Genomic DNA, 24,510 nt, shown 5'->3' on the forward strand with positions numbered 1-24,510 from the left:
GCGGTGGTATTGACTGAGGCTGACTTACCTTTCTGTAAATCTGCAGCTCTAGTGGTTAAAAATCCGTATTTAACCTATGCACGTATGGCTCAGATAATGGATACCACACCTCAACCGGCCCAGGATATTGCACCGAGTGCAGTTATCGCTCCACTGGTAACGTTGGGAGAGAAGGTTTCTATCGGTGCAAATGCAGTGATAGAGTCCGGTGTTGTGCTAGGCGATAATGTGGTTATCGGTGCTGGCTGCTTTATTGGCAAGAATACTCACATTGGTGCTGGTAGCCGTTTGTGGGCCAATGTTTCCGTTTATCATGAAGTTGTTATTGGGCAGAACTGCTTGATTCAATCCGGTACGGTCATTGGTGCAGATGGTTTTGGTTATGCAAATGATCGTGGTAATTGGATAAAAATTCCACAGCTCGGTTCAGTGCATATTGGTGACCGTGTTGAGATTGGCGCTTGTACCACGATTGACCGTGGTGCACTAGATAATACCATTATTGGTAATGGCGTCATCATTGATAACCAATGTCAGATTGCACATAACGTTGTGATTGGCGACAATACCGCAGTTGCGGGTGGTGTTATCATGGCAGGCAGTCTGAAAGTTGGCCGCTATTGTATGATAGGCGGCGCGAGTGTGATCAATGGTCATATGGAGATTTGTGACAAAGTCACCATCACCGGAATGGGAATGGTGATGCGCCCAATCACTGAACCTGGGTTATACTCCTCCGGCATTCCGTTACAACCAAATAAAGTTTGGCGCAAGACCGCTGCTTTAGTGATGAATATCGATGGAATTAATAAACGCTTAAAAGCTATTGAGCGTAAAATCGATAAAGAGTAGTCACTCAAGACTGATACTCTGAGTCAATAATTAAGCTTATTGGCAAGTGATGCCAAAAGTAGATACTTAAAGAAATTGGTGTCGCAGCCTGACAAAATAAATCAATCTTGATGAACTTATGTGGTCAAGTGATTCAGGTAAATACGTGCAGTTACGCCGTTGTTGCGTCAAGTTCGAAGGGTATACAGAGTTCCTAATTTGCGGCCTGCCTAATGCCTCCCTTTTGGGGCAGTGCAGGCCGTGTTGTTGATAGCATTAGTTTTTTAGACAGGAAGAGTATTTTGACTACTGACACTCATACTCTGCATATTGAAGAGATTTTGGATCTACTCCCGCACCGTTTTCCGTTCTTGCTGGTAGATCGTGTCCTTGATTTCGAAGAAGGAAAATTTCTGCGTGCAGTGAAGAACGTCTCTTTCAACGAGCCATTTTTCCAAGGCCATTTCCCGGGTAAACCTATCTTCCCAGGCGTGCTGATTTTAGAGGCGATGGCGCAGGCGACCGGTATCTTGGCATTTAAAAGCCGCGGTAAACTTGAGCCGGGTGAACTTTATTATTTTGCTGGCATTGATGAAGCTCGCTTCAAACGTCCGGTAGTGCCTGGTGATCAAATGATCATGGAAGTTCAGTTCGTTAAAGAACGCCGTGGTCTGACCCGTTTTACTGGTGTTGCGAAAGTCGATGGTGAAATCGTCTGTACTGCCACGATGATGTGTGCTCGTAGCAGACCAGTAACCCCACCAGCAGAAGCTGTTGTTGCAAAGTCTGTTGTTGTCGAACCCGCAGTTAAGGAGTCCTGATACGTGATTGACAAAACCGCCATTATCCATCCAAGTTCTATCGTCGAAGAAGGTGCCATTATTGGTGCCGGCGTTCGTATTGGCCCCTTCTGCTTTGTCGGATCTCAGGTGGAAATTGGCGCTGGCACGGAACTGAAATCCCATGTCGTCGTTAATGGTGTAACCAAGATTGGCTGTGACAATCAGATTTACCAATTTGCCTCCATTGGTGAGGCGAATCAGGATCTGAAATATGCAGGCGAGCCTACTCGCGTTGAGATCGGTTCGCGTAACCGTATCCGTGAAAGCGTATCTATCCACCGTGGTACGGTCCAAGGTGGTGGATTAACTAAAGTAGGCAGCGACAATTTGCTGATGATTAATGCCCATATCGCCCATGACTGTATCATTGGTGATCGTTGCATTCTTGCGAACAATGCAACTTTGGGTGGTCATGTGGAAATTGACGATTTTGCCATCATTGGCGGAATGACGGCTATCCATCAATTCTGCGTGATTGGTGCGCATGTGATGGTGGGCGGTTGTTCAGGCGTTGCTCAGGATGTGCCTCCTTATGTCATTGCTCAGGGCAACCATGCAACACCATTTGGTATCAATATTGAAGGGTTAAAACGTCGCGGTTTTGACAAAGAATCACTTCATGCGATCCGTAATGCTTACAAGTTGTTGTACCGCAGTGGTCGGACGCTGGATGAAGTGAAACCAGAAATTGCCGAATTGGCGGAGCAGGTTCCGGCGGTTAAGGCATTCAGTGATTTCTTTGCGCGCTCTACTCGCGGCATTATTCGCTAACTTATGCAAAATAGCCCATTAGCTGTTGATTGTCCGTCGAATACCGGGCGTCCTTTAACTATCGGTTTAGTCGCCGGAGAAACTTCTGGCGACATCTTAGGCGCTGGGTTGATTCGTGCGCTGAAAGCTCAGGTTCCCGATGCCCGCTTTGTTGGTGTTGCTGGGCCGTTGATGCAAGCTGAGGGATGTGAAGCCTGGTATGAGATGGAAGAGTTGGCAGTGATGGGCGTTGTTGAAGTATTAGAACGCTTGCCACGGTTACTCAAGATCCGCAAAGATCTGACCCAACGCTTTAGTGAACTCTCCCCAGATGTTTTCGTGGGTATCGATGCGCCTGATTTCAATATCACCCTCGAAGGGCGTTTGAAACAGCGTGGCATCCGAACCATTCATTATGTCAGCCCCTCTGTTTGGGCCTGGCGACAAAAACGCGTTTTCAAAATTGGTAAAGCGACCGATATGGTGTTGGCTTTTCTTCCTTTTGAAAAAGCGTTTTACGATCGTTTCAATGTTCCATGTCGCTTTATTGGTCATACCATGGCTGATGCCATGCCTTTAATCCCTGATAAGCAAGCGGCAAGAACAGAATTGGGGATTGCGTTACATGCGCCATGTCTGGCCCTGTTGCCGGGTAGTCGCCATTCAGAAGTGGAAATGCTCAGTGCCGATTTTCTGCGTACTGCTGCCATCTTGAGGCAACAGCTGCCTGAGCTGGAAGTGCTGGTTCCATTGGTTAACAGCAAGCGTCGTGAGCAGTTCGAACGAATTAAAGCTGAAATTGCCCCTGACTTATCCGTCCATTTATTAGATGGCAATGCCCGGGTGGCGATGATTGCCAGTGATGCTACCTTGCTCGCCTCGGGCACTGCGGCGTTGGAATGCATGTTGGCTAAATGCCCCATGGTGGTAGGTTATCGTATGAAACCCTTCACTTTCTGGTTAGCAGAACGATTAGTTAAAACACCTTATGTCTCATTACCGAATCTGTTGGCAGGCGAAGAGCTGGTGACAGAATTGTTGCAGCAAGAGTGCCAACCACAAACATTAGCCGATGCATTGTTACCGCTATTACAAGGTGGTGATGCAGTTGAGGCGTTAAAAGAACGTTTCCTGATTTTGCATCAGAGCATCCGTTGTGGCGCGGATGAACAGGCAGCACAGGCGGTATTGGAGTTAGCAGGTCGATGACAGATATTTTTATATACCCGCAGGCGAATTTTATTGCCGGTGTGGATGAAGTTGGCCGTGGCCCATTAGTGGGGGCTGTTGTCACTGCGGCGGTTATTCTCGATCCGACACGGCCAATTGTCGGTTTGGCAGACTCGAAAAAACTGAGTGAGAAGCGGCGTCTATCACTTTATGACGAAATTACGGATAAGGCCCTGTCCTGGAGCCTTGGTCGCGCTGAGCCAGAAGAGATTGATCACCTAAATATATTGCATGCAACAATGCTGGCAATGCAAAGAGCGGTAGCAGGATTACATATCACACCCGATTATGTGTTGATTGATGGTAATCGCTGTCCAAAACTGGCGATGCCGTCATTAGCCGTTGTAAAAGGGGACAGCCGAGTTGCAGAGATCAGTGCCGCCTCTATTCTGGCTAAAGTGACCCGTGATCGTGAAATGACTGAACTGGATCTCATTTTCCCCGAGTATGGTTTTGCGCAGCACAAAGGCTACCCGACAGCATTCCACCTGGAGCGGCTGGCAGCACTAGGCGCAACTGAGCACCATCGGCGCAGCTTTGGCCCGGTTAAGCGCGTGCTAGGGCTGATATAAGCCGGTATTGTCGCTGAAAGACACTCATAGTTATGATGCCCTCAGACACTCTGTTCTGCGGGTGTGATTCAATCCACTAATTTCTGGTATCTGGATATGGCCGAACCTCGTTTTGTCCACCTGCGTGTTCACAGCGATTACTCCATGATCGATGGATTAGCCAAGATTGGACCCTTGGTGAAGAGAGCTGCTGCATTAGGTATGCCCGCTCTGGCCATTACTGACTTCACTAACCTTTGTGGTTTGGTGAAATTCTACGGTAGCGCCCACGGTGCTGGGATTAAACCCATCATTGGCGCAGATTTCTACGTGCAAAGTGAAATCTTGGGTGATGAGTTGGCTCACCTTACTGTGTTGGCACGCAATAATGAAGGTTATCAAAACCTTACCTTATTGATCTCCGAAGCTTATCAACGTGGTTATGGCGCAGCTGGTCCGATAATTGATCGCGATTGGCTGATCAAGCATAAAGAGGGGCTGATTCTGCTATCCGGTGGCCGGATGGGGGATGTCGGCAAGTTTATGCTGCGCGGTAATCAGACTCAGGTTGATCAGTGTCTTGAGTTTTATCAAGAGCATTTCCCTGACAGTTACTATTTGGAGCTAATCCGTACCGGTCGGCCAGACGAAGAGAACTATCTTCATGCGGCAGTCGCGCTAGCGACTGAGCGCGGCCTGCCAGTTGTTGCGACCAATGATGTGCGTTTTATCGTTGAGTCTGACTTTGACGCCCATGAGATCCGCGTTGCTATTCATGACGGTTTTACATTGGTTGATCCTAAGCGGCCTAAAAATTATAGTCCTCAGCAGTTTATGCGCGATGAAGAACAGATGTGTGAGCTGTTCGCGGATATTCCTGAAGCGCTGCTCAACAGTGTTGAAATAGCCAAACGTTGTAACGTCACCATCCGCCTTGGGGAATACTTTCTACCGCAGTTCCCTACCGGTGAGATGAGCACGGAAGATTTTTTGGTAGAAAAATCAAAGCAAGGTTTGGAAGAACGGTTGGAATTCCTCTTCCCCGACTCGCAAGTGCGGGCGCAAAAACGGCCAGAGTATGACGAGCGGCTCGATATTGAGCTAAAAGTTATCAACCAGATGGGATTCCCTGGTTACTTCTTGATAGTAATGGAATTTATCCAGTGGTCTAAAGATAATGGTGTTCCGGTAGGGCCAGGGCGAGGCTCAGGTGCAGGCTCTCTGGTGGCATATGCGCTCAAGATTACCGATCTGGATCCGCTGGAATTTGACCTGCTGTTCGAACGTTTTCTCAACCCTGAACGTGTATCAATGCCCGACTTCGACGTTGACTTCTGTATGGAGAAACGTGATCTGGTGATTGAACATGTGGCCGAAATGTATGGACGCGATGCAGTTTCTCAGATTATTACCTTCGGTACGATGGCTGCCAAAGCGGTTATCCGCGATGTGGGTCGCGTGCTGGGCCACCCTTATGGTTTTGTCGATCGTATCTCAAAATTGGTGCCACCAGATCCTGGAATGACGCTGGAAAAAGCCTTTGCCGCTGAACCGCAACTTCCTGAAATTTATGAAGCCGATGAAGAGGTTAGGGCGCTGATTGATATGGCGCGTAAGCTGGAGGGGGTAACACGTAACGCTGGGAAACACGCCGGTGGGGTGGTTATTGCTCCGACCAAAATTACTGATTTTGCACCGCTATATTGTGATGCGGAAGGCAAAAACCCGGTTACTCAGTTCGATAAAAATGATGTGGAATATGCCGGTCTGGTGAAGTTCGACTTCCTCGGTTTGCGTACGCTAACTATCATTAATTGGGCGCTGGAGATGATCAATGCCAAGCGCGCCAAAACTGGGCTAGAACCGATAGATATCGCCTCTATTCCGCTGGAAGATAAGCAAAGCTTCGATATGCTGCAACGTTCGGAAACGACAGCAGTATTCCAGCTTGAATCCCGAGGTATGAAGGATCTTATCAAGCGGCTGAAGCCAGACTGCTTCGAGGATATGATAGCTCTGGTGGCATTATTCCGCCCCGGTCCGCTGCAATCAGGGATGGTAGATAACTTTATTGACCGTAAACATGGTCGTGAAGCACTGTCCTATCCTGATATCGAATGGCAACATGAATCCCTGAAGCCTGTACTGGAGCCGACCTATGGCATCATCCTGTATCAGGAACAGGTTATGCAGATTGCGCAGGTTCTGTCTGGTTACTCCCTTGGCGGCGCGGATATGTTGCGTCGAGCTATGGGTAAGAAAAACCCAGCAGAGATGGCAAAACAGCGTTCGGTATTCGAAGATGGGGCCAAAAGTCAGGGCGTTGACGGTGAATTGGCGATAAAAATCTTTGACTTGGTAGAGAAGTTTGCCGGTTATGGTTTTAACAAATCTCACTCCGCTGCTTATGCTTTGGTGTCCTACCAGACGTTGTGGTTAAAAGCACATTATCCGGCTGAATTTATGGCTGCGGTAATGACCGCCGATATGGATAACACCGATAAAGTCGTTGGCCTGGTTGATGAATGTTGGCGTATGGGGCTGAAGATTCTGCCACCAGAAATTAACAGTGGCCTGTATCACTTCCATGTAAATGATGAGGGTGAAATTGTTTACGGGATTGGTGCTATCAAGGGGGTTGGTGAGGCGCCGATCGACGCGATACTGGAGGCGCGTAAAGAGGGCGGTCACTTCAAAGATTTGTTTGATTTATGTGCCCGCGTCGATACGAAAAAGCTGAATCGGCGGATATTAGAAAAGTTAATCATGTCCGGTGCTTTTGACCGTTTGGGGCCGCACCGTGCCGCATTAATGAGCTCCTTAGGCGAAGCGTTAAAAGCCGCAGACCAACATGCGAAAGCAGAGGCCATTGGTCAGGCCGATATGTTTGGCGTATTGGCTGATGCACCTGAGCAGGTTGAGCAATCTTATGCTAATGTGCCGCGGTGGCAGGAACAAATTGTTTTAGACGGTGAGCGGGAAACGCTGGGGTTATACCTAACCGGCCACCCGATTACTCAATATCTAAAGGAAATCGAACGTTATGCTGGCGGGCTGCGTTTGAAAGATATGCATCCGACGGATCGGGGCAAAATGACCACTGCGGTAGGGCTGGTAATCGCTGCAAGGGTTATGGTAACAAAACGCGGGAATCGCATTGGTATTTGTACTTTGGATGACCGCTCCGGGCGTCTGGAGGTGATGCTATTCACCGATGCATTGGAAAAATATCAGCATTTATTGGAAAAAGACCGTATCCTGATAGCCACTGGACAGGTCAGCTTTGATGACTTTAGTGGTGGACTTAAAATGACCGCCCGTGAGTTAATGGACATCAGTGAAGCTCGTGAAAAATATGCCCGTGGGCTTGCTATATCGCTGACCGACAGGCAAATTGATGACCAGCTTTTGAACCGTCTCCGTCAGTCGTTGGAACCCCATCGAGCGGGGACGATCCCAGTGCATCTTTATTACCAACGGGAAGATGCTCGCGCCCGGCTGCGGTTTGGAGCCACATGGCGCGTGACGCCCACCGATCGCTTATTGATAGATTTGCGAACGCTGGTAGGTAATGAGCAGGTGGAACTGGAATTTGACTAAAATAGGAATGCTATGAGTCTGAATTTTCTTGATTTTGAACAGCCGATTGCAGAGCTGGAAGCGAAAATTGACTCGCTGACTGCAGTCAGCCGTCAAGACGAAAAATTAGATATTAATCTGGATGAAGAGGTCCAGCGTCTGCGTGAGAAAAGTGTTGAGCTGACGCGGAAAATTTTCTCGGACCTCGGCGCATGGCAGATTGCCCAACTGGCACGCCACCCTCGTCGTCCTTATACCCTGGATTATATCGCTAATATCTTTACTGATTTCGAAGAACTGGCGGGAGATCGCGCTTATGCCGACGACAAAGCTATTGTCGGTGGTATTGCTCGTCTGGATGGTCGCCCGGTGATGATCATTGGTCATCAAAAAGGCCGTGAAACCAAAGAAAAAATTCGCCGTAACTTTGGTATGCCAGCGCCTGAAGGTTATCGTAAGGCACTGCGTCTGATGGAGATGGCTGAGCGCTTTAAGCTGCCAATCATTACTTTCATTGATACACCGGGGGCATATCCTGGTGTTGGCGCAGAAGAGCGTGGTCAATCTGAAGCCATCGCACGTAACCTGCGTGAGATGTCACGCCTGAGTGTTCCTATCGTCTGTACCGTTATTGGTGAAGGTGGCTCAGGCGGCGCATTAGCCATTGGTGTTGGCGATAAAGTGAATATGCTGCAATACAGCACCTATTCCGTTATCTCCCCAGAGGGCTGTGCATCTATTCTGTGGAAAAGTGCTGATAAAGCACCGTTAGCCGCAGAGGCCATGGGTATTACGGCTCATCGTCTGAAAGAATTAAAGATGATTGACTCGGTTATCCCTGAACCTTTAGGCGGCGCACACCGTGATTACATCACTATTGCTGCTGCTTTGAAGGCGCAACTGTTGGCTGATCTTAGTGATCTGGATGTTTTGAATGACGAAGAATTATTGAATCGTCGTTATCAGCGTCTGATGAATTACGGTTATTGCTGATTAAGCATGCCCGATTTATTGGGCATCGCAGAGAAATATTGAAATCCGGCTCATATATTATGAGCCGGATTTTTTACTTATAGATTCTGAGTCATAATATCTAACCCCATAATAATTTTGGCAAAAATTTAATTTCATGTTGTTATAGGTAATTGGCGAACAATATGAGGATTCACCGATGAATATCATCGCAATCATGGGGCCGATGGGGGTTTACTACAAAGATGAACCTATTCGTGAGTTAAACGATGCCCTGCTGGCTAAAGGTTTTCAGTTGATCTACCCTCAGGATCGTGGTGATCTGCTTAAACTGATCGAGCATAATGCGCGGATTATTGGTGTGATTTTCGATTGGGACCAGCACAGTAATGAGCTTTGCACTGAAATTAATGATCTGAACGAATATCTCCCACTTTACGCATTTATCAATACGACCTCCTCATTGGATGTCAGTTTGAATGAAATGCGCATGGCTCTTTATTTCTTTGAATATACGTTAAATGCGGCAGATGATATTGCCCAGCATATTGAACAATATACCGCTGAGTATATGGATAGCATCACTCCGCCGCTAACCAAGGCGTTATTTAATTACGTCAAAGAAGGGAAATATACCTTCTGTACGCCGGGGCATATGGCGGGGACGGCATTTCAAAAAAGCCCGGTAGGCAGCTTATTCTATGATTTCTTTGGTGCTAACACCCTCAAGGCTGATGTGTCGATTTCAGTGACTGAACTCGGATCACTATTAGACCACAGTGGCCCGCATCTGGAAGCCGAAGAGTATATTGCCCGTACTTTCAATGCTGAGCAGAGTTATATGGTGACGAACGGGACATCAACGGCAAATAAAATCATTGGCATGTATTCGTCCCCTTCGGGCAGTACGGTATTGATTGACCGTAATTGTCATAAGTCTCTGACACATCTTTTGATGATGACCAATATCATTCCGCTATATTTGCGCCCGGCCCGTAATGCTTACGGTATTTTGGGCGGCATCCCGCAGCACGAATTTACGCGCGAATCTATTACTGAGAAAATTGCACAAACCAAGAATGCCAGCTGGCCAGTGCATGCGGTGATAACGAACTCAACCTATGATGGGCTGCTCTATAATACTGATTATATTAAGCAGACACTGGACGTCCCTTCAATTCACTTTGATTCCGCCTGGGTGCCTTATACCAATTTCCATGAGATCTATGAAGGGAAAAGTGGCATGAGCGGGGAACGGATTGCGGGTAAAGTTTTCTATGAAACGCAATCGACACATAAATTGTTGGCCGCATTCTCTCAAGCTTCGATGATTCATATTAAAGGTGATTACAATGAAGGCACTTTTAACGAAGCTTATATGATGCATACCACCACCTCTCCGAATTACGGCATTGTGGCATCAATGGAAACTGCCGCAGCAATGATGCGTGGTAAACCGGGCAGGCGCATGATTATGCGCTCCATTGAGCGTGCGATGCATTTTCGCAAAGAAGTTCGCCGTTTACGTTTACAAAGTGACAACTGGTTCTTTGATGTCTGGCAGCCAGAAGATATTGACGAAATAGCCTGTTGGCCGTTGCAACCGGGGCAAAAGTGGCATGGCTTTAGTAATGCGGATGCAGACCATATGTATCTGGATCCGATCAAAGTGACCATCCTGACGCCGGGTATGAGCAGTGAGGGGGAACTTGAAGACGAAGGGATCCCTGCGGCATTAGTCGCTAAATTTCTCGATGAACGCGGCATTGTGGTAGAGAAAACCGGGCCATATAATTTACTGTTCCTGTTCAGTATTGGCATTGATAAAACCAAGTCGATGAGCTTATTACGCGGCCTCACTGAATTTAAACGCGCTTATGATCTTAACTTGCGGGTTAAAAATATGCTGCCGGATCTGTTTGCTGAAGATCCCGATTTTTACCGCCATATGCGCATTCAGGAGTTGGCCGCCGGTATCCACCAATTGATCCGTAAACACGACTTGCCCCGTTTGATGCGTCAGTCTTTTGATGTACTGCCAGAGATGAAACTCACGCCGTATGACATGTTCCAACAGCAGATTCGCGGTAATATAGCGGCCTGCGAAATGCGTGATTTGATAGGCAAAGTCGTGGCCAACATGATCCTGCCTTACCCACCGGGGGTACCGTTGGTTATGCCAGGTGAAATGATCAGTGAAGAGAGCCGCGCAGTCTTGGACTTCCTGCTGATGCTGTGTGCCATTGGCGCGCATTACCCTGGGTTTGAAACCGACATTCACGGAGCTAAACGTGATGATGATGGTCGCTATTGGGTCAATGTGCTGAAGACAAATGATTAAACTGGAGTAATACATGTTAGCAATACGTCAGATACATCATATTGCAATCATTGGCTCAGATTATCAGGTCAGTAAAAAATTCTACTGTGAGGTGCTGGGGTTCAGCTTGATAAGCGAGGTCTATCGTGAAGAACGCGACTCATGGAAAGCTGATTTAGCCTTAAATGGGCAATATACTATCGAGTTGTTTTCTTTTCCCTCCCCGTCAACACGGCCTAGCCGCCCAGAGGCTTGTGGTTTACGTCACCTGGCTTTTCAGGTTGATAATATTGAGCAGGCAGTCAGTGAACTGGGGGCTACCGGTGTGATTTGCGAAGCGGTTCGCATTGATCCCTATACCCAAGCACGTTTTACTTTCTTTACTGATCCAGATGGTTTACCTCTGGAGCTATACGAAATAACGCTGGAATGACATGAACTCAGCCACCTTTATGCCTAATGTGTTACTCAATCCTTTGTTCGCACAATTGGGTGATCATCGCCATGTGCTGGTGGGGTTCAGTGGTGGGTTGGATTCCAGTGTATTACTGCATTTATTGGTTAGCCTGCGCCAACAATTGCTCCCTGAGCTGAAAGTTCGTGCGATTCATATTCATCACGGATTAAACCCATTGGCAGACAGTTGGGTAAAACATTGCCAGCAGCAGTGTGATCAATGGGAAGTTCCACTTGAAGTGGTGCGAGTGAAGATTGATCCGCGACACAATGGAATAGAGGCTGCCGCTAGAACGGCTCGCTATCAGGCATTTTCCTTACATTTAGCTGCCAATGAAGTGCTACTTACGGCTCAACATCTGGATGACCAGTGTGAAACCTTCTTACTGGCACTTAAGCGGGGCAGTGGTCCGGCGGGGCTGTCCTCAATGGCAGGCAGAATGCCGTTTGCCCATAGCCAGTTGTTGCGACCATTGTTGGCCTTTTCCCGCGCAACGCTTGAGAACTATGCTCAAGCACAGCAACTACGGTGGATTGAAGATGACAGCAATCAGGACCATCGTTTCGATCGTAACTTCTTGCGATTAAGTGTGTTGCCTCTGCTTCATCAGCGCTGGCCGCATTTTGCTCAAGCGACGGCGCGCAGTGCAAGTCTGTGCGCTGAGCAGGAACAATTATTGGATGAGTTGTTGGCAGATAATCTGCAACAAATGCAAAGTCCGGATGGCGCGCTTTCTATTGAGGGGTTATTACTGGCCTCAGAAGCCAAACGGGGGGCGATATTACGCCGTTGGCTGGCTAGATGGGGGGCAGTGATGCCATCGCAAAACCAACTGCAACGTTTGTGGTTAGAAGTTGCTATGGCAAGGCAAGATGCAGAGCCTCAGCTTACTTTGGGGGCACATCAGGTTCGCCGCTTCCGGCAATATTTATATCTATTGCCACCGCTGGCTGAAATAAATATACGGCATCTACCTTGGGCCAACATTGAGGCTGGGCCTAATCATGTCGCAATCCCCCCTGGCCCTTTGATTCTACCTGCCAATCTGGGGGTATTGAGTTTTATTACTGAAGGGGGGCAAGCGGTCAGGGCTGCGGCAACCGGCGAGGTAATCAGCATCCGTTTCGGTTTACAAGGTGATATCAAGATTGTCGGGCGGCATCATTCGCGCCATAGCAAAAAGATTTGGCAAGAGTTGGGGGTACCGCCGTGGCAACGGGAGCGTATTCCGCTACTCTACTTTGGCGAACAATTAATTGCTGCGGCTGGAGTGTTTGTGGCTCAGGCAGGCCAGGCAAAAGAAGGCGAACCTTGTTGGTACCTAAATTGGACCAACGCGGAATAATAAAATAACAACACGCAGAACAGTCTATTTTGAGGAGCAATGATGAAATTAGTCGTCAGTGTAATGATGTTATGGGGATTGAGTAGTTTCTCGGCGTTGGCAAAAAATGATATCGAAGCGGGGCGAGTTAAGTCTGCCAGTTGTGTGGCTTGTCATGGTGCACAAGGTAAGGTTTCGGTGCCGATGTATCCTAATCTGGCTGGGCAAAATGCCATGTATTTAGAACAATCATTAAAAGCGTATAAAAAAGGAGAGCGTACTGGTGGGCAAGCTGGAGTGATGCAGGCTTATGTTGTGCCTTTAACCGACGAGGATTTCTCTGATTTGGCGGCTTACTATGCCAGTTTAAAACCTTGATTCGGTTTGGTCTGCCCTGAATGCAAAACGGGCCACTCTTCAGCGGCCCGTCATCAATATAATGGGATGAAGCTATGATGCACTCACCACAACAGTCCCTATCTCGGGGTGACTGAAGCTGGCAATATAGTCCAGACGCAACTCGCGCATTGTTCCTTCTTGCTCGATAATCAGGTATTCGACCTTTTTTCTCAGCAGCAGATCGCTGGCTTTACCTTCTACGATCTCACCGCCTCTCAACTTCAACGTCAGTATCAGGTGATGTTGGCAGGCGAGCTCTAGATTATCGTAGTCATCACAATTGATGGGTTGATACTCTTCACTCATCGACATAATCGCTCACCAATAAGTTAGCGGCGGCAAAGGCCGCCTGTTCTCTAACGGAGGACGGTAGTGCGTCGTTAGCCGCAACTTCGTCCAATGCTTTCAATACACAGCGCAATGCGTCTGGTACGTAACCCAGATCGCCACTTCCAATTTGGGCATAAAAACGGCGTACTAATTCACAGTATTGCTGCACAGTAATCCTCCTGGAAAAGTTTAACCCAGTAGATTCTCAGCGGAAGCGACACACTGTCAACCTACGAAGATAAACTCTGAACTTATAAGGACTATAGCACAGGAGTGATAGAGATATTAGAGTGTGGCACAAGGTTTCTTTTTCGCATTGATGCCACTAATCGTTCTCTTTATGCAGGGTTGGCTGGCTGCTGGCAGACTGGATCAAGTACACTGTCTGCCAGATAATTAAGAGGTCACCCATGGCACTAAAAGCAACCATCCATAAAGCTGCTGTTAACATTGCGGATATGGATCGTAATTTTTTTCAGGATGTTAACCTGACTATCGCGCAGCACCCCTCCGAAACTGACCAACGTATGATGCTGAGGTTACTCGCATGGATCTGCCATGCTGATGAGCGTTTGCAGTTTACTAAAGGCCTGAGCGCTGACGATGAGCCGGAGATTTGGCGTCATAATGACCATAACGGTATTGAATTGTGGGTTGAGCTGGGGTTACCAGAGGAGAAACGTCTGCGTAAAGCCTGTAATCAGTCACAGCAAGTGGTGCTGTATGCCTACAGTGAACGCGCCGCCAAGGTGTGGTGGCCACAAGCCAGAGATAAGTTATCCGGGCACCGTAATTTGCGGGTGCGCTTCTTGGGTGATGAACAGATGGCCAAGTTGGCGGCACTTGCGAATCGTAATATGTCGTTACAGGCTACGTTGCAAGAGGGAACTATTTGGTTGTCGGATGCTCAGAATAATCTGGAAATTAGTTTTGATGAATGGCAAGGCGACGGGCAATAAGCGTGCTGATTATATCTAATTATGTCAGTCTACCTGACAGTGAGATTGAGCTGACGGCGATCCGGGCGCAGGGCGCGGGGGGACAGCACGTCAATAAAACCTCAACTGCCATTCATTTGCGCTTTGACATTAAGGCTTCAAGCCTGCCAGAGTACTATAAAGAAAGGTTATTATTGCTAAATAGCCATTTGATGACGGCAGAGGGTGTCGTTATCATCAAAGCGCAAGAATACCGCAGTCAAGATATGAACCGCGAAGCGGCATTGGCGCGGCTGGTGGCATTAATCCATCAGGCAATGGTGGTAGAAAAGGCTCGTCGGGCGACAAAACCGACCAAAGGCTCAAAAATAAGGCGAGTCGAGGGCAAAGTCCGCAAAGGTGCGACCAAAGCACTGCGCGGCAAAATACATCAGGAGTGATGCCATTATTTAGCCTGGGATTTATACATTGTGACTAATGTGGCTTCATTCCTTATATATCGGACACAGTATGGGAGAATGACTGTGAAAAAATTAACAATAACGCTATTTTTGGCAGTAGGTGCACTGTCATTATTAGGTTGCAACAATCGACATCAACCGGTTGAACAGGCTTTACAACCTATGCAGCAAAGCTATCAGGGCGTATTACCCTGCGCGGATTGCAGTGGTTTGGATACCTCACTGTTCCTTGATAGCGATGGGACTTTTATCCTGAAGGAAATTTATCGTGGCACTGCTCATGCTGGCGATAACAACGAGAGCGATCAAACCTTTGCTGAATACGGTCAGTGGGCGCGTACTGCTGATAAGTTGGTACTTACTAATGGGCAAGGGGAGAAACGCTACTTTCGGCCGGTAGGTAAAAATCTGGTGATGCTCGACCAACAAGGATTGGCGATTCAGTCAGCATTGAATTATCAGCTTACCCCGAGTGATCAGCCGTTACCCAAAACGCCGATGCCGTTGAGCGGTATGTATAAGTATTTTGCTGATGCTGCCGTATTTACCGATTGTGCTACCGGCCGAACCTTCCCAGTCGAGAATAATATTGCACTGGAAACCGGATATTTAAAAGCCCGTAAAAAGGTCGGTGAACCGGTATTTTTAACCCTTAATGGCCATTTTGATGTGCGGCCATCGATGGAAGAAGGGCAATCAGACAAAACGCTGATTCCGGCTGATAACATTAAGTTTAATGCCAGTAAGAGTTGCGGCAGTAAATAGAATCTATCCGTTGCTGCAATAAAAAGCCGCTGGTAGTGAGTTAACTATCCAGCGGCTCAGCGGTTTACTTAGGGTCAATTAGCGCTTGATTTGGCCCAGCAGGAACTCAATGATTTCGCTGGTTTTAATCATCTGCTTCTCACCAATACGGCGGTTTTTATATTCCACCTCTTCGCTGTCGAGATTGCGGTCACCAATCACGATATTGTGTGGCACGCCAATCAGCTCCATATCGGCAAACATCACGCCTGGGCGTTCTTTGCGGTCATCGAGAATCACGTCAATACCATGGGAACGCAGAGTGGCATACAGCTCTTCCGCCAACTCTTTCACGCGGAAAGATTTGTGCATATTCATTGGCAAAATGGCTACCTGGAACGGTGCAATCGCATCCGGCCAAATAATGCCACGGTCGTCATGATTCTGCTCAATGGCCGCTGCTACTACACGGGATACGCCAATACCGTAACAACCCATGGTCATCACTTGGTTACGGCCATCTTCGCCCTGAACCGTGGCTTTCATCGCTTCCGAGTATTTAGTGCCTAGCTGGAAGATATGACCGACTTCAATACCACGCTTGATAAGTAATGTGCCTTTGCCATCAGGGCTGATATCGCCTTCAACCACATTACGTAAATCGGCAATTTGTGGCAGCGGTAAGTCACGCTCCCAATTAATACCAAAGTAGTGTTTGCCGTCGATATTCGCGCCAGCACCAAAATCACTCATCGCTGCCACACTGCGGTCAATCACGATTGGCAACTGCAAATTAACCGGGCCTAATGAACCTGGACCTGCGCCAATCACTGCACGAATCTCTTCTTCGCTGGCAAAGGTCAGTGGTTTGGCGACTTGTAGCAGTTTCTCTGCTTTAATCTCATTGAGTTCATGATCACCGCGAACCAGCAACGCAACCAGCTTGTGACCACTCTCTTCGTGAGCATGCACCAATAAGGTTTTCACTGTTTTCACTATTGGAAGGTTGAACTGCTCGACCAATTCAGCGATGGTTTTTGCATTCGGGGTATCAATGATACGCAGCTCTTCCGTGGCGCTAGCCCGTGGTTCACCAGGAGCCACTGCTTCAGCAAACTCAATATTAGCGGCATAATCAGAACCGGTTGAGAACACAATGTCGTCTTCGCCACTCTCGGCCAGCACTTGGAATTCATGCGATGCACTGCCACCAATTGAACCGGTATCTGCCAGAACTGCACGGAAATTCAGATCCATACGAGAGAAAATCTTACTGTAGGCCGCATACATCGCGTCGTAAGTTTCCTGCAACGATTCCTGAGTGGTATGGAAAGAGTAAGCATCTTTCATCAGGAACTCGCGAGCACGCATCACGCCGAAACGTGGGCGAACTTCATCACGAAACTTGGTCTGGATTTGGAAAAAATTCAGCGGCAACTGTTTGTAAGAGTTGATCTCACCGCGAATCAGGTCAGTAATTACTTCTTCATGAGTTGGACCGAGCACAAAAGGGCGTTCGCCGCGATCGACAAAACGCAATAGCTCAGGACCATACTGTTCCCAGCGACCACTCTCCTGCCACAAATCAGCCGGTTGTACGACGGGCATTGAAACCTCAATAGCACCGGCGTTATTCATTTCTTCGCGCACGATGTTTTCGACTTTCTTCAACACCCTAACTCCGGTCGGTAACCAGGTATAAAGACCTGATGCCAGTTTACGGATCATCCCGGCACGAAGCATCAGTTGGTGACTGATCACTTCAGCATCGGCAGGTGTCTCCTTTAGAGTGGAGAGCAGATATTGGCTAGTACGCATGATGTTTTGGTTCCATTAGCACTGCAACAAGTAGAGGCAGTCCAAAAAGTAAAAAGTGGTTTAGTTTACCAGCGAGTACGGGTTGTCAAAAGAGAACTGGCTGAAATTTAGCGTGGGTCGAGCGACAACACTTCTGTTTGCTGGCCCATAACCCGCCAACGCACATTAAATTCCAGCAACAGAACCGCGTATTCACGACTTTCATTATCGTCTTTACGGTAGGCTGGGCGGGGGTCTTGTGCCAAAACCTGGCTGATAAAACGCCGCAAATGTGGATAACGCGTCTGCTGCTGTACTAACTGTTGCTCAGCGGTGGCGGAGAAACACACCGGCATACCTGCATCTGGGGCTGTCTGCGCAAAACCAGCGCGCGCCAGTGGCTGGCTCTCTGCAAAAGGCAGATAGGGTTTAATGTCAATCACCGGGGTACCATCAACCAGATCCAGACTACCCAACTCCAGAATCACCTCTGCGCCCTGGCAACGTATCCCTTTCAGCTCAATCAACGACATGCCGATAGGATTTGGCCGGAAAGTGGAGCGAGTGGCAAATACGCCCATCCGTGTATTACCGCCTAAACGTGGCGGGCGAACCGTCGGACGCCAACCCCCCGCCATGGTTTGATGGAAAACGAACATCACCCATACATGACTGAAGTCAGATAACCCACGCACGGCTTCCGGCTGATTATAGGGAGCCACTAACTGTAACTCACCACCGCCATCTTCAATTAGACCGGGCTGCCTTGGCACCGCAAACTTTTCTTTATAGGGTGAGCGAATCACCCCGATCTGATTGAAGGAAAATACACTCATTTTGATGAAACGTTCAGTGCAGAACCTTGGCACACCGCTTGTTGATAGCAGCCAGGAACGCCACTTTGTATTTCACATCCGTGTAGCAGCACCGCATTGGCTTTCATATAAGAAGCACGGGTCTGCATTCTCTTACGGGCGGTGGCGATACTGGCTGGAGAGTCTTGAACGGTAGATTGGCAAGACTCACCGGATACTTCGCCTAAGTCGCGGAAAGGCTTGCCAACAAGTTCTTCAGCACTTTTATAAAGTTTTACCGGTGCCGGACGAGGGGCTGCCGTTGGGCTGGGTTTAGTCACCGGAGGTGGTTGCTTAACCGGACTTTCTGTGGTGGATGGCTTTGATTGAAGCATGGAGCATCCAGTTAGCGAAAGTGCTAACAGACACAGAGGTAACGCACGCATAGAGATTCCTCAGCCTTTTTTATTTAAGAGGCGCTATTGAAGCAATCTATGATGCAAATAACAAGACGGGCCATAGCCCGTCTTGCAATATATTTAGCAAACACTGATTTTAGCTAACGCCATATTCAGCAAAATAGCCAATTAACACTTACCAGCCTTTCACTGCACCACCGTTGAATGCTTTGTTTGCTGCATCGTAAACTTCATCAGACTGATATGCCTGAACGAATTTCTTCACGTTTTCCGCATCTTTATTGTCTTCGCGAGCCACGATCAGATTGACGTAAGGTGACTCTTTATCTTCCACGAACAAGCCATCTTTAGCAGGTGTTAAGCCAATCTGGCTGGCGTAGGTGGTATTGATAATCGCCAAGGCGATTTGTTGGTCATCCAAAGAACGTGGTAACTGAGGGGCTTCCAGTTCAACCAGTTTCAGGTTTTTAGGATTCTCAACCACATCCAACACGGTTGGCAGCAGACCAACGCCGTCTTTCAGTTTAATCAGCCCCACTTTTTGCAGCAGCAACAGAGAACGGCCCAGATTGGTCGGGTCATTTGGCAGTGCAACCTGAGAACCTGGTTGTAACTCTTCCAATGATTTGATTTTCTTAGAGTAACCAGCAATTGGATAAACGAATGAGTTACCCACAGACACTAACTTGTAGCCACGATCTTTAATTTGCTGATCCAGATAAGGCTTGTGCTGGAAGGCATTCAGGTCAATATCACCTTTGCTCAATGCTTCGTTTGGCAATACATAGTCGTTAAAGGTAACCAGTTCAACATCCAGACCATATTTGTCTTTTGCCACTTTTTGAGCAACTTCAGCAACTTGCTGCTCGGCACCCACAATGACACCAACTTTAATGTGGTTTGGATCTTTCTCTGCCGGGCCGCAACCCACCAGAGCCAAGGTACCAATCAGTGCACTGACTGCCGCGATAGATTTGAATTTTAAAGACATATCCCTTCCTCTATAGACATTCGTTAAGATGCGCCGCTGTGTGAGGCAGTCGCTATACCCTTGGTACTTGGCGCTGCAGGGTTGTTAGCAACTTTCACTTACCCGAATCACTTACTTGAATAAGCTTATCGGGATATGTTCGCTTGCCGCCTACCTGCAACATCAATTCCTTTGGGTAATTGATGTGTTAAGAACTATTTGTGGGTAACGGCTTTTACGATCCGATCGCCACTGAACTGAATCAGGTAAACCAAAATTACTAATAATACTAATACAGTATTCATTACCGTGGCGTTATAGCCAATGTAACCATACTGATAACCGATCTGGCCTAAGCCACCGGCACCGACTGCACCACCCATCGCGGAATAACCGACCAGGGTAATTAATGTAATAGTGGCGGCATTCACCAAGCCGGGTAGGGCTTCGGGCAACAACACCTTTTTAATAATTTGCATTGGGGTCGCTCCCATCGCACGGGCAGCCTCAACCAAACCAGATGGAATCTCTAGTAGGGCATTCTCCACCATACGAGCAATAAAGGGGGCTGCACCGACCGTTAGTGGCACAATCGCCGCCTGTAACCCAATCGATGTACCGACAATCATTCGAGTGAATGGAATCATCCACACCAATAAGATAATAAAAGGTATGGAACGGAAAATATTCACAACTCCAGACAGGGTGCGGTAAATCTTATTGTTAGCGATAATTTGCCCTGGGCGGGTGACATACAGCAGCACCCCAACCGGTAGCCCTAGCACAAAGCCAAAGAAACCAGACACAAAAGTCATCATTAGAGTTTCCCAGACGCCTCGGCCCATTAACCACATCATTGCCTCAGACATAACCCAGAACCTCTACTTTTACATGATGATCTTGCAAAAACTTGATGGCAGCGAGGCCATCCTGATCGTCGCCATGCAGCTCTGCTAACATGACACCAAACTTAACGCCACCGGCATAATCCATCTGCGAACTGAGAATCCCGATATCAATATTGAAACGGCGCACCGCTTGTGAAATGAGTGGTGCGTCAACGGACTGACCGGTGAACTCCAATTTCAGCAGTGGAACGCGATCTGCAGTTGGTTCCTGCGTCATACGCTGGGCGTAATCTTCTGGAATATCCAAATGGAGTGTTGATTGGATAAATTGTTGCGCCAGCGGAGTTTTCGGATGCGAGAACACTTCACTGACACTGTCTTTCTCAATCAATTTGCCTTCACTTATTACAGCAACCTGATCACAGATGCGTTTCACCACATCCATTTCATGAGTAATAAGCAAAATAGTCAGCCCCAGACGACGATTAATGTCCTTAAGTAGCTCCAGAATCGAACGAGTGGTTGCCGGGTCTAATGCGCTGGTGGCTTCATCGCACAACAAGACTTTTGGATTACTGGCTAAAGCACGCGCGATAGCAACACGCTGCTTCTGACCGCCCGACAAGTTAGCCGGGTAAGCATCTTGCTTATCCGCTAAACCGACCAGATCCAACAGTTCGGTAACTCTCTTCTTTATATCTGCGCGTGACGTGTTATCCAGCTCAAGAGGCAACGCAATATTGCCATACACCGTGCGAGATGACAGTAAATTGAAATGCTGAAAAATCATGCCGATTTGACGACGCGCGCGCGTCAGTTCACCTTCAGATAAGGTTGTCAGATCTTGCCCATCAACCAGAACCTGGCCGCTGGTAGGGCGCTCTAACATATTGGCACAGCGAATCAGTGTACTTTTACCCGCACCTGATGCACCGATAACGCCATAAATTTGTCCAGCAGGGACGTGTAGACTCACGTCTGTAAGTGCGGTAATAGTGTGCGAACCCTGTTGGAACACTTTGCTGATGTGAGAAAGTTTAATCATATTATTCTTATTTTATCGTCGTTTCCGTGGCTAGATAAAAAGTAAACTTCAGCGGAACCAAAGTATAGATTGGATGTTAAGGCGTCTAGACGGCCAAGTCAACTGGCAACACCGATTCTCTTCCATTCTCAATCGGTAATGAAACATGCGATACTAGTGGGGTTTACAGCCCTCAGGAGCAGATAAGTGACTCAGCCCGTCCCCGCAATATTTTTAGATCGTGATGGTACAATTAATGTTGATCACGGTTATGTCCACGAAATTGATAACTTCCAGTTTATAGACGGTGTTATTGATGCTTGTCGTGAATTGAAAGAAATGGGTTTCGCTTTGGTATTGGTAACCAATCAATCAGGTATTGCACGCGGTATGTTTACCGAAGAGCAATTTGTAAGTCTCACCGAGTGGATGGATTGGTCTCTGGCTGACCGTGGTGTTGACCTGGACGGCATCTACTTCTGTCCGCATCACCCCGATGGCAGTGTAGCGGAGTTCAGTGAAACATGTGAATGCCGTAAACCGCTGCCTGGCATGTTACTGCAAGCACAAAGCGAATTGAACATTGATATGGCTTCTTCTTATATGGTTGGTGACAAAATTGAAGATATGCAGGCAGCATTAGCGGCTAATGTCGGCACTAAAGTGTTAGTTCGCACTGGTAAGCCTGTTAGCGCAGAAGGAGAGGCGCTAGCTGATTGGGTGCTAAATAGTCTGGCTGACCTGCCAAAAGCGATAAAAACGCGTCATAAGTAGTCTTTGCGTTCAAATAATCAGCAGTTGGAAAAAACTTTAAGATAAACTCTTGCCATTCTGAGGCGGCTCCCTATAATGCGCATCCATCGACACGGCGCTGTGAGCAACTTCACAGAGTGGCCGGGAAGAACAGAGAAAATTAACTGATTAAGTGGTTGACTCTGTAGCGGGAAAGCGTATTATCTGCCTCCCGCGTTACCGTAAGATTCGCCGAAAGGCAAACGGGTAACGAACGCTCTTTAACAATTTATCAGACAATCTGTGTGGGCACTCGCAAGACGATATCGAAGCCTGTTTCGACAGGCAGAAGAAATATCAAAGTCTTGAAGAGTGACCAAAGCAGTACACATTTGAACTTCGGTTCGAATGCATATTTGCAGAAAGTAATCTTTGAGCATCGCTGCTTTTATTAGCAGCAAATCAAACAAATCTTAAATTGAAGAGTTTGATCATGGCTCAGATTGAACGCTGGCGGCAGGCCTAACACATGCAAGTCGAGCGGCAGCGGGAAGTAGTTTACTACTTCGCCGGCGAGCGGCGGACGGGTGAGTAATGTCTGGGAAACTGCCTGATGGAGGGGGATAACTACTGGAAACGGTAGCTAATACCGCATGACCTCGCAAGAGCAAAGTGGGGGACCTTAGGGCCTCACGCCATCGGATGTGCCCAGATGGGATTAGCTAGTAGGTGGGGTAATGGCTCACCTAGGCGACGATCCCTAGCTGGTCTGAGAGGATGACCAGCCACACTGGAACTGAGACACGGTCCAGACTCCTACGGGAGGCAGCAGTGGGGAATATTGCACAATGGGCGCAAGCCTGATGCAGCCATGCCGCGTGTGTGAAGAAGGCCTTCGGGTTGTAAAGCACTTTCAGCGAGGAGGAAGGCAATCGTGTTAATAGCACGGTTGATTGACGTTACTCGCAGAAGAAGCACCGGCTAACTCCGTGCCAGCAGCCGCGGTAATACGGAGGGTGCAAGCGTTAATCGGAATTACTGGGCGTAAAGCGCACGCAGGCGGTTTGTTAAGTCAGATGTGAAATCCCCGCGCTTAACGTGGGAACTGCATTTGAAACTGGCAAGCTAGAGTCTTGTAGAGGGGGGTAGAATTCCAGGTGTAGCGGTGAAATGCGTAGAGATCTGGAGGAATACCGGTGGCGAAGGCGGCCCCCTGGACAAAGACTGACGCTCAGGTGCGAAAGCGTGGGGAGCAAACAGGATTAGATACCCTGGTAGTCCACGCTGTAAACGATGTCGACTTGGAGGTTGTGCCCTTGAGGCGTGGCTTCCGGAGCTAACGCGTTAAGTCGACCGCCTGGGGAGTACGGCCGCAAGGTTAAAACTCAAATGAATTGACGGGGGCCCGCACAAGCGGTGGAGCATGTGGTTTAATTCGATGCAACGCGAAGAACCTTACCTACTCTTGACATCCACAGAACTTAGCAGAGATGCTTCGGTGCCTTCGGGAACTGTGAGACAGGTGCTGCATGGCTGTCGTCAGCTCGTGTTGTGAAATGTTGGGTTAAGTCCCGCAACGAGCGCAACCCTTATCCTTTGTTGCCAGCACGTAATGGTGGGAACTCAAGGGAGACTGCCGGTGATAAACCGGAGGAAGGTGGGGATGACGTCAAGTCATCATGGCCCTTACGAGTAGGGCTACACACGTGCTACAATGGCAGATACAAAGTGAAGCGAACTCGCGAGAGCAAGCGGACCACATAAAGTCTGTCGTAGTCCGGATTGGAGTCTGCAACTCGACTCCATGAAGTCGGAATCGCTAGTAATCGTAGATCAGAATGCTACGGTGAATACGTTCCCGGGCCTTGTACACACCGCCCGTCACACCATGGGAGTGGGTTGCAAAAGAAGTAGGTAGCTTAACCTTCGGGAGGGCGCTTACCACTTTGTGATTCATGACTGGGGTGAAGTCGTAACAAGGTAACCGTAGGGGAACCTGCGGTTGGATCACCTCCTTACCTAACGATACGCATTGCGCAGTGTCCACACAGATTGTCTGATAGAAAGTAACGAGCAAATAAGGCCGGACTGAGAGATTAGTCGGGCTTTAGTACCTTGTTGGGTCTGTAGCTCAGGTGGTTAGAGCGCACCCCTGATAAGGGTGAGGTCGGTGGTTCAAGTCCACTCAGACCCACCAA

General features: G+C 48.2%; 23 protein-coding genes, 1 tRNA gene and 1 rRNA gene. 17 read left to right on the top strand and 8 right to left on the bottom strand.

Annotation, left to right across the window (positions count from 1 at the left end):
• From lpxD to V2A84_RS01070, 11 genes are all read left to right on the top strand, one after another.
• Positions 1–852 (top strand): UDP-3-O-(3-hydroxymyristoyl)glucosamine N-acyltransferase (lpxD, locus tag V2A84_RS01020; protein WP_442848508.1); only part of this gene is annotated, 852 nt, incomplete at its 5' end.
• 281 nt (positions 853–1,133) lie between these two features.
• A complete protein-coding gene (gene fabZ / locus V2A84_RS01025) occupies positions 1,134–1,652 on the top strand; it encodes a 3-hydroxyacyl-ACP dehydratase FabZ (RefSeq protein WP_083164110.1) in 519 nt (172 codons plus the stop codon).
• A gap of 3 nt (positions 1,653–1,655) precedes the next feature.
• The gene (gene lpxA, locus V2A84_RS01030) at positions 1,656–2,444 is read left to right on the top strand and encodes an acyl-ACP--UDP-N-acetylglucosamine O-acyltransferase (RefSeq protein ID WP_083162935.1); all 789 of its coding nucleotides are present in this window, start codon (positions 1,656–1,658) and stop codon (positions 2,442–2,444) included.
• A 3-nt stretch (positions 2,445–2,447) separates the two neighbouring features.
• Positions 2,448–3,632 (top strand): lipid-A-disaccharide synthase, encoded by a 1,185-nt coding sequence (gene lpxB, locus V2A84_RS01035; protein WP_083162937.1) that lies wholly within the window; start codon positions 2,448–2,450, stop codon positions 3,630–3,632.
• Positions 3,629–4,225 (top strand): ribonuclease HII, encoded by a 597-nt coding sequence (rnhB, locus tag V2A84_RS01040; protein WP_083162939.1) that lies wholly within the window; start codon positions 3,629–3,631, stop codon positions 4,223–4,225. Before lpxB ends, rnhB begins: the two co-directional genes overlap by 4 nt.
• Before the next feature lie 96 nt (positions 4,226–4,321).
• On the top strand, positions 4,322–7,804 hold the full coding sequence (gene dnaE / locus V2A84_RS01045; protein ID WP_083162940.1) for a DNA polymerase III subunit alpha: 3,483 nt from the start codon (positions 4,322–4,324) through the stop codon (positions 7,802–7,804).
• 12 nt (positions 7,805–7,816) lie between these two features.
• Entirely contained in the window at positions 7,817–8,776 is a 960-nt protein-coding gene (gene accA, locus V2A84_RS01050) for an acetyl-CoA carboxylase carboxyl transferase subunit alpha (protein WP_083162942.1), read from the top strand.
• 178 nt (positions 8,777–8,954) lie between these two features.
• Complete coding sequence (locus V2A84_RS01055) at positions 8,955–11,096, top strand: lysine decarboxylase LdcC (protein WP_442848509.1); 2,142 nt, start codon at positions 8,955–8,957, stop codon at positions 11,094–11,096.
• Between the two features lie 13 nt (positions 11,097–11,109).
• Positions 11,110–11,508 (top strand): VOC family protein, encoded by a 399-nt coding sequence (locus tag V2A84_RS01060; protein WP_442848510.1) that lies wholly within the window; start codon positions 11,110–11,112, stop codon positions 11,506–11,508.
• Position 11,509: 1 nt separating this feature from the next.
• On the top strand, positions 11,510–12,877 hold the full coding sequence (tilS, locus tag V2A84_RS01065) for a tRNA lysidine(34) synthetase TilS (RefSeq protein WP_442848511.1): 1,368 nt from the start codon (positions 11,510–11,512) through the stop codon (positions 12,875–12,877).
• Between the two features lie 39 nt (positions 12,878–12,916).
• Positions 12,917–13,234 (top strand): c-type cytochrome, encoded by a 318-nt coding sequence (locus V2A84_RS01070; RefSeq protein ID WP_442848512.1) that lies wholly within the window; start codon positions 12,917–12,919, stop codon positions 13,232–13,234.
• 72 nt (positions 13,235–13,306) lie between these two features.
• On the opposite strand, the gene rof is transcribed toward V2A84_RS01070, so the two are convergent.
• Positions 13,307–13,567 (bottom strand): Rho-binding antiterminator, encoded by a 261-nt coding sequence (gene rof / locus V2A84_RS01075; protein WP_083162954.1) that lies wholly within the window; start codon positions 13,565–13,567, stop codon positions 13,307–13,309.
• Positions 13,554–13,754 carry a YaeP family protein gene (locus V2A84_RS01080; RefSeq protein WP_005185672.1) on the bottom strand — a complete coding sequence of 67 codons (201 nt, stop codon included), beginning with the start codon at positions 13,752–13,754 and terminating at the stop codon, positions 13,554–13,556. Before V2A84_RS01080 ends, rof begins: the two co-directional genes overlap by 14 nt.
• Positions 13,755–13,995: 241 nt before the next feature.
• Between V2A84_RS01080 and V2A84_RS01085 the strand changes: the two genes are divergently transcribed.
• The 3 genes from V2A84_RS01085 (at position 13,996) to nlpE (ending at position 15,749) form a co-directional block, all read left to right on the top strand.
• Complete coding sequence (locus tag V2A84_RS01085) at positions 13,996–14,544, top strand: YaeQ family protein (protein WP_083162956.1); 549 nt, start codon at positions 13,996–13,998, stop codon at positions 14,542–14,544.
• 2 nt (positions 14,545–14,546) lie between these two features.
• Positions 14,547–14,963 (top strand): alternative ribosome rescue aminoacyl-tRNA hydrolase ArfB, encoded by a 417-nt coding sequence (arfB, locus tag V2A84_RS01090; RefSeq protein WP_083162958.1) that lies wholly within the window; start codon positions 14,547–14,549, stop codon positions 14,961–14,963.
• A gap of 84 nt (positions 14,964–15,047) precedes the next feature.
• Complete coding sequence (gene nlpE / locus V2A84_RS01095) at positions 15,048–15,749, top strand: envelope stress response activation lipoprotein NlpE (RefSeq protein WP_193784790.1); 702 nt, start codon at positions 15,048–15,050, stop codon at positions 15,747–15,749.
• Positions 15,750–15,827: 78 nt separating this feature from the next.
• On the opposite strand, the gene proS is transcribed toward nlpE, so the two are convergent.
• The 6 genes from proS to metN all read right to left on the bottom strand — a co-directional run bounded on the left by proS (position 15,828) and on the right by metN (position 21,601).
• Complete coding sequence (gene proS, locus V2A84_RS01100; RefSeq protein WP_083162962.1) at positions 15,828–17,546, bottom strand: proline--tRNA ligase; 1,719 nt, start codon at positions 17,544–17,546, stop codon at positions 15,828–15,830.
• A 107-nt stretch (positions 17,547–17,653) separates the two neighbouring features.
• Positions 17,654–18,361, bottom strand: coding sequence for a tRNA (N6-threonylcarbamoyladenosine(37)-N6)-methyltransferase TrmO (tsaA, locus tag V2A84_RS01105; RefSeq protein ID WP_083162964.1), 708 nt, complete (start codon positions 18,359–18,361; stop codon positions 17,654–17,656).
• Positions 18,358–18,765 carry an Rcs stress response system protein RcsF gene (gene rcsF / locus V2A84_RS01110; protein ID WP_083162966.1) on the bottom strand — a complete coding sequence of 136 codons (408 nt, stop codon included), beginning with the start codon at positions 18,763–18,765 and terminating at the stop codon, positions 18,358–18,360. The genes tsaA and rcsF overlap by 4 nt, the downstream gene beginning before the upstream one ends.
• A gap of 148 nt (positions 18,766–18,913) precedes the next feature.
• Entirely contained in the window at positions 18,914–19,729 is an 816-nt protein-coding gene (locus V2A84_RS01115; protein ID WP_042569242.1) for a MetQ/NlpA family lipoprotein, read from the bottom strand.
• 194 nt (positions 19,730–19,923) lie between these two features.
• Positions 19,924–20,577, bottom strand: a complete 654-nt coding sequence (locus V2A84_RS01120) for a methionine ABC transporter permease MetI (protein WP_050078607.1) — start codon at positions 20,575–20,577, stop codon at positions 19,924–19,926.
• Entirely contained in the window at positions 20,570–21,601 is a 1,032-nt protein-coding gene (gene metN / locus V2A84_RS01125) for a methionine ABC transporter ATP-binding protein MetN (RefSeq protein ID WP_083162968.1), read from the bottom strand. Before metN ends, V2A84_RS01120 begins: the two co-directional genes overlap by 8 nt.
• 186 nt (positions 21,602–21,787) lie before the next feature.
• Here metN and gmhB point away from each other — a divergent pair, with 186 nt between their 5' ends.
• The 3 genes from gmhB (at position 21,788) to V2A84_RS01140 (ending at position 24,509) form a co-directional block, all read left to right on the top strand.
• Positions 21,788–22,354: a D-glycero-beta-D-manno-heptose 1,7-bisphosphate 7-phosphatase gene (gene gmhB / locus V2A84_RS01130; RefSeq protein WP_083162970.1), complete on the top strand. Its 567-nt coding sequence runs from the start codon at positions 21,788–21,790 to the stop codon at positions 22,352–22,354.
• Between the two features lie 433 nt (positions 22,355–22,787).
• Positions 22,788–24,330: ribosomal RNA gene (locus V2A84_RS01135) — 16S ribosomal RNA — on the top strand.
• A 102-nt stretch (positions 24,331–24,432) separates the two neighbouring features.
• Positions 24,433–24,509, top strand: a tRNA-Ile gene (locus V2A84_RS01140).
• Position 24,510 lies beyond the last annotated feature (1 nt).

It is taken from the genome of Yersinia sp. 2553 StPb PI (genome assembly GCF_052217105.1).
Classification (GTDB): domain Bacteria; phylum Pseudomonadota; class Gammaproteobacteria; order Enterobacterales; family Enterobacteriaceae; genus Yersinia; species Yersinia enterocolitica_E.